General features: G+C 47.3%; 6 protein-coding genes. 2 read left to right on the top strand and 4 right to left on the bottom strand.

Going from position 1 to position 4,465, the window contains the following annotated elements; genetic code table 11:
• Together GAP13_RS13140 and GAP13_RS12695 are read left to right on the top strand one after the other, a co-directional pair.
• A partial coding sequence (locus GAP13_RS13140) for a hypothetical protein (RefSeq protein ID WP_222126224.1) occupies positions 1 to 201 on the top strand: 201 nt, incomplete at its 5' end.
• Positions 198 to 848: an HAD family hydrolase gene (locus GAP13_RS12695; RefSeq protein ID WP_158908661.1), complete on the top strand. Its 651-nt coding sequence runs from the start codon at positions 198 to 200 to the stop codon at positions 846 to 848. The genes GAP13_RS13140 and GAP13_RS12695, both read left to right, overlap by 4 nt.
• Before the next feature lie 168 nt (positions 849 to 1,016).
• Here GAP13_RS12695 and GAP13_RS12690 read toward each other — a convergent pair whose 3' ends face one another.
• The 4 genes from GAP13_RS12690 to kduD all read right to left on the bottom strand — a co-directional run bounded on the left by GAP13_RS12690 (position 1,017) and on the right by kduD (position 4,361).
• Positions 1,017 to 2,042 (bottom strand): sugar kinase, encoded by a 1,026-nt coding sequence (locus GAP13_RS12690; RefSeq protein ID WP_158908660.1) that lies wholly within the window; start codon positions 2,040 to 2,042, stop codon positions 1,017 to 1,019.
• Positions 2,043 to 2,069: 27 nt separating this feature from the next.
• Positions 2,070 to 2,936, bottom strand: coding sequence for a bifunctional 4-hydroxy-2-oxoglutarate aldolase/2-dehydro-3-deoxy-phosphogluconate aldolase (gene eda, locus GAP13_RS12685; RefSeq protein ID WP_158908659.1), 867 nt, complete (start codon positions 2,934 to 2,936; stop codon positions 2,070 to 2,072).
• A 62-nt stretch (positions 2,937 to 2,998) separates the two neighbouring features.
• Complete coding sequence (locus GAP13_RS12680; protein WP_158908658.1) at positions 2,999 to 3,457, bottom strand: NanQ anomerase/TabA/YiaL family protein; 459 nt, start codon at positions 3,455 to 3,457, stop codon at positions 2,999 to 3,001.
• Between the two features lie 142 nt (positions 3,458 to 3,599).
• On the bottom strand, positions 3,600 to 4,361 hold the full coding sequence (gene kduD / locus GAP13_RS12675) for a 2-dehydro-3-deoxy-D-gluconate 5-dehydrogenase KduD (RefSeq protein WP_158908657.1): 762 nt from the start codon (positions 4,359 to 4,361) through the stop codon (positions 3,600 to 3,602).
• Positions 4,362 to 4,465 lie beyond the last annotated feature (104 nt).

The following is a 4,465-nucleotide window of genomic DNA, read 5'->3' as shown; positions in this document are numbered from 1 at the left end:
GTAATCAGCTTGTTGCATCATAATAGATCCTTGAGCTCTCTTCTGGATAATAGAGACGTTGTCGCGCGCTTGATTAAACGAAAGCTCGAAAGCAATTCGAATACGAAATCAGTACCGAGCAATCCGCAGAGTGATCAGAGGGACGGAGCTTCGAACAGCATCGATGACGTCATCCCATACGGGGCAGCCGATAAGCAATGAAGCTTTTCCTCCGTCCCCGCCTCCATCGAGCAGGAGTGCTAGCCTTTGATCTTGATGGAACACTCTATCATAATCCAGAGTATTTAAAGTTTCAGGAAGAATCGCAGATTGAGCAGTTAGCCGATTATTTGCATATACCCAATCAAGCAGCTTCTTCCCTTGTATTGCAGAGAAAAAAGCTAAGAAAAGAGAGGCAGCTTCCTCCCACAAGCCTTGCGAATATCTTTAAAGAAATTGGTGTTCCTGATGATCTCATCATAGAATGGAGAAAGAGAAAGCTCCGTCCCCATAATTGGCTTGCTCCCGATCCTTTATTGTACGAATCGCTCAATGCTTTAAAAAAATTCTATCAATTGGCTCTGATAACAAATAATCCTCGTGTAATCGCAGAAGAGAGCTTGGATGCTTTGGGTGTTGCTTCTCTCATAGCTACAATTATAGCTCTGGACGATACAGGAAAATCAAAACCAGACCCCGCTCCTTTTCAATTCCTTCTCCAAAGCATGAACCAATCAGCAGAAAACTGTATTGTTATTGGAGATAGATACGATATCGATATACATCCAGCGCTGAATGAGGGGATGAGCGGCATTTTGATCGACAATGTAAAAGAAATCTATTTGCTACCAAAATTGCTGCTTCCATGAATTAGATTGCAGTCCATCATCCAAGCCAAGATAGAAGGCTTGACGGGGACAGAGGTTTTTTATTTGACTCAACCTCTGTCCCCAAAAAATGAATGTACGCGCAACAAAGCACACTTCCAAGAAGCTATCCTTCATTCTTTTGCAACCAAGTCATCCTACCCCAAAATATCAGCGCTGCACTCTGCCTGAAGTATCACCGCCAAGCAGCTTTTCAACTTCTCCTGGCTCTATCAGGGCAAAATCTCCTGGAATTGAGTGTTTTAGGCATGAAAGCGCAACCGCATATTCAAGCGCTGCTCCTGGCTCGCCATACTTTATAAGGCCAAATATAAGACCTGCAGAGAAGCTGTCCCCAGCTCCGACTCTGTCCACAATATCTGCGATATGATATTTGCGTGATATAAACCTCTGTCCCCTAGCGACTACCATCCCAGACCAGTCATTGCTGTCTGCTGAATGGCTTTCGCGCAGTGTCACTGCAGCTATAGATGCGTTGGGAAAAGCATTCAGCGTGCTTTCGCACATAGTTTGGTATTCATCAATATCTAGCTCGCCGCTGCTGGCTTCTTTCGGCCCTTTGATACCTAATGACTTTTGATAATCCTCTTCATTCCCAATCAGAATATCAGCGCTGCGTGCGATCTCCGACATTACAGCACGAGCTTCAATTCCATAGTTCCATAGCTTGGCCCGATAATTCAGATCGAACGAGACCATAAGTCCCATTTTTTTTGCTGTCTGCACCGCAAAAATTGTAGCATCAGCGCATTTTTGGGATACAGCTGGTGTAATGCCTGAAACATGGAACCATTTTGCACCTTCAAAAGCTTTCCCCCAATCAATATCGCTTGGCTCCATTTCCGATAGCGTTGAATAAGCGCGATCATAGATGACATTGCTAGGGCGCTGATTTGCTCCATTCTCAAAAAAATAAATGCCCATTCGGCCTTTCTTGAATTTAATGCCAGAAACATCGACGCCATGAGAGCGCAATTCTCTCATGCATTCATGCCCAATTTGATTGTCAGGAAGCAAAGTCACAAATCGAGCAGGAATGCCGAGCCGCGCAAGAGCAACTGCTACATTCGCTTCGCTCCCCCCAAAAGTCGCTTCAAGAAGCGGCGATTGAAACAATCGCTCCTGCCCTGGGGATTTCAATCTTAGCATTATTTCGCCAAAGGTCACGAGGCTCATTGTTTTTCTCCTCGCAAATGTATGATGCTATTCAACCAGACGAATTCGGCCATGAAGGCTTGGTATTTCGATTTCTGCAGCAGCCATGCTCTTTCCCCTCATGACTTCCGAACCAAGCACACTAGAAAACCCCTCAGCTTGGAGTATTGCTAAAGAACGGCGTAGTGAGGTTGTTTTCACTTCGATTGCAGCTCCGTCCCCTATCCTGGCTCCGGCATCAGCCTTCTCCCGGTTCAAACCTCTGTCCCCGTGCTGCAACGGCAAAAATCCAAGCATTGTCCTGCGTGCTGATCCGATGAGCCCCTCTATTGCTTCGAATTTGCCTGCCTCAATGAGATCGGTTGGTACAATCCACGAGCCGCCGCAGGCGAGAACATTCTTGAGCGCTAAATATTCATTGATGTTATTCTCCTGGATGCCGCCGGTAGGAATAAATGAGACCGAGGAATACACTGATTCAAAAGCTTTAAGCGCTCTCACCCCGCCAGAAACTTCTGCCGGAAAGAATTTGAGCACGCTAAGCCCCATCGCTATAGCCTGCTCGATGAGCGATGGATTGTTGACACCCGGGAACACAGGAACGCCTTTCTCAATACAATAGGAGCAAATCACAGGATTGAATCCTGGCGAGACGACAAAAGCAGCGCCTGCCGAGAGAGCGCTATCGACCTCTTCTTTTGTCGTAACCGTTCCCGCCCCGACAAGAATATCAGAATGGCGGGACGCGAAGCGCTCGATCACTCCAGGGGCGGTCTTGGTCCTGAATGTAATCTCTGCAACATGTATACCGCTCGAACGCAGAGCCTGAGCGAGCCCATCAGCCTTGTCAAGCGACTCGATTTTGATTACAGGAATTATTCCTGTCGAATAAAACAAAGCCTTCAGATCTTTCATATGGAAAATCCTCTATATTTAGTGAAGCGCTGCATGAAAACCAACGCACATTAGAGTTCTCTCTAAACTGCGACCTTAATCACAATCTTGCCAATATCTTCAGGACCGTCTCCTGCTATCATGCATGGCCGATGTGCATCTTCTGGAAAGAAGATCGCAAGCAAACCAGGCTTCATGAAAAGCTGACAAGCGGCAGAGTCTTTTGGTGTTACATAAAATTCGATATCGGGCTTGTAGGGCTCGAGCACTTCAAGCCCTTCGCGGGGGAGCGCTTCTATAATTTCTTCACCAGAGGTCAGCATCTGAATATCAATAAATGAACGATGAGCCTCAAATCTGCAGGCTGCATGATCCTTCGACTTATAACTCTGAACTAGCGCGTAGATGGCCTCTCCAAAAATGGTATGCTTGCCTTGCTCGAGATTCTGCCATTTCTCCTTTAGAAGCCAATCGAAAGCAGTATCGAGATTGGTGCTGAGTCCACGATATCTATTGATATCCTCTAGTCGCGTAACAATCATTTCATTCCTCCTGGTTCGAAGATTGATCTATCCTTTTTTCATTTGACGCGCTGATTGCCGCTTCGAGCAGCACCTCTGTCCCCTAATTCAGCTCAAGCCTTGCCTGCATAGCCTCAAGGCAGTTCCACGCCCAATTCCAGCGCTACCTCGCAAGCCAGCCGCCATCGACCGCAATCGTATAGCCATTGACATAATCGCTTGCGCTTGATGCGAGAAATACTGCTGCGCCTTGCACATCTTCTTGCGTTCCCCAGCGCCCGGCTGGTATGCGCGACAAGATTTCCTCCGACCTCGATGGATCAGCCCTCAATGGCGCTGTATTGTTTGTCGCCATATATCCTGGAGCGATCGCATTCACATTGATATTGTATTTCGCCCATTCATTCGCCAAAAGCCGCGTCAGCCCCATGACCGCACTCTTTGAGGAAGTATACGAGGGAACGCGAATTCCTCCCTGGAAAGAGAGCATCGAGGCAATATTGATTATCTTGCCCCCTGTTTTTTGAGCGATAAATTGCCGCGCAGCCGCCTGGCTTAAGAAAAATACTGTTTTGATATTGATATTCATCACATCGTCCCAGTCTTTTTCAGAGAAATCGATCGCGTCCTGGCGGCGGATAATACCTGCATTGTTAACCAGAATGTCGATATGCCCAAATGCTTTGACTGCTGCATCGATAATGCCCTGTATCGGCTCGATCGACATGAGGTTCGCTTTAATCTCCAGAAACCTCCGTCCCCGAGCCCGGACAATCTGTGCGGTCTCCGGCGATTCAACATAGTCTACCCCAACAATATCAGCTCCAGCTTCAGCAAGGCCAATGCAATATCCCTGACCCAGCCCTGTGCTGCTGCCCGTCACAATGGCCACTTTGCCATCAAGCTTGAAAGAATCCAGAATCATATTCCACTCCGCAACAATTATAGAAGCACAGCCATCGGAACCGCATCCATATCAGTGAATGCCTGGTTCTCTCCCGCCATGCCCCATATGAATGTATACTTACC

This window comes from Rectinema subterraneum, assembly GCA_009768935.1.
In the GTDB taxonomy this organism is placed as follows: domain Bacteria; phylum Spirochaetota; class Spirochaetia; order Treponematales; family Rectinemataceae; genus Rectinema; species Rectinema subterraneum.
Note: the sequence above shows the minus strand (reverse complement) of the source record. Positions and strands in the feature narration are given on the sequence as shown.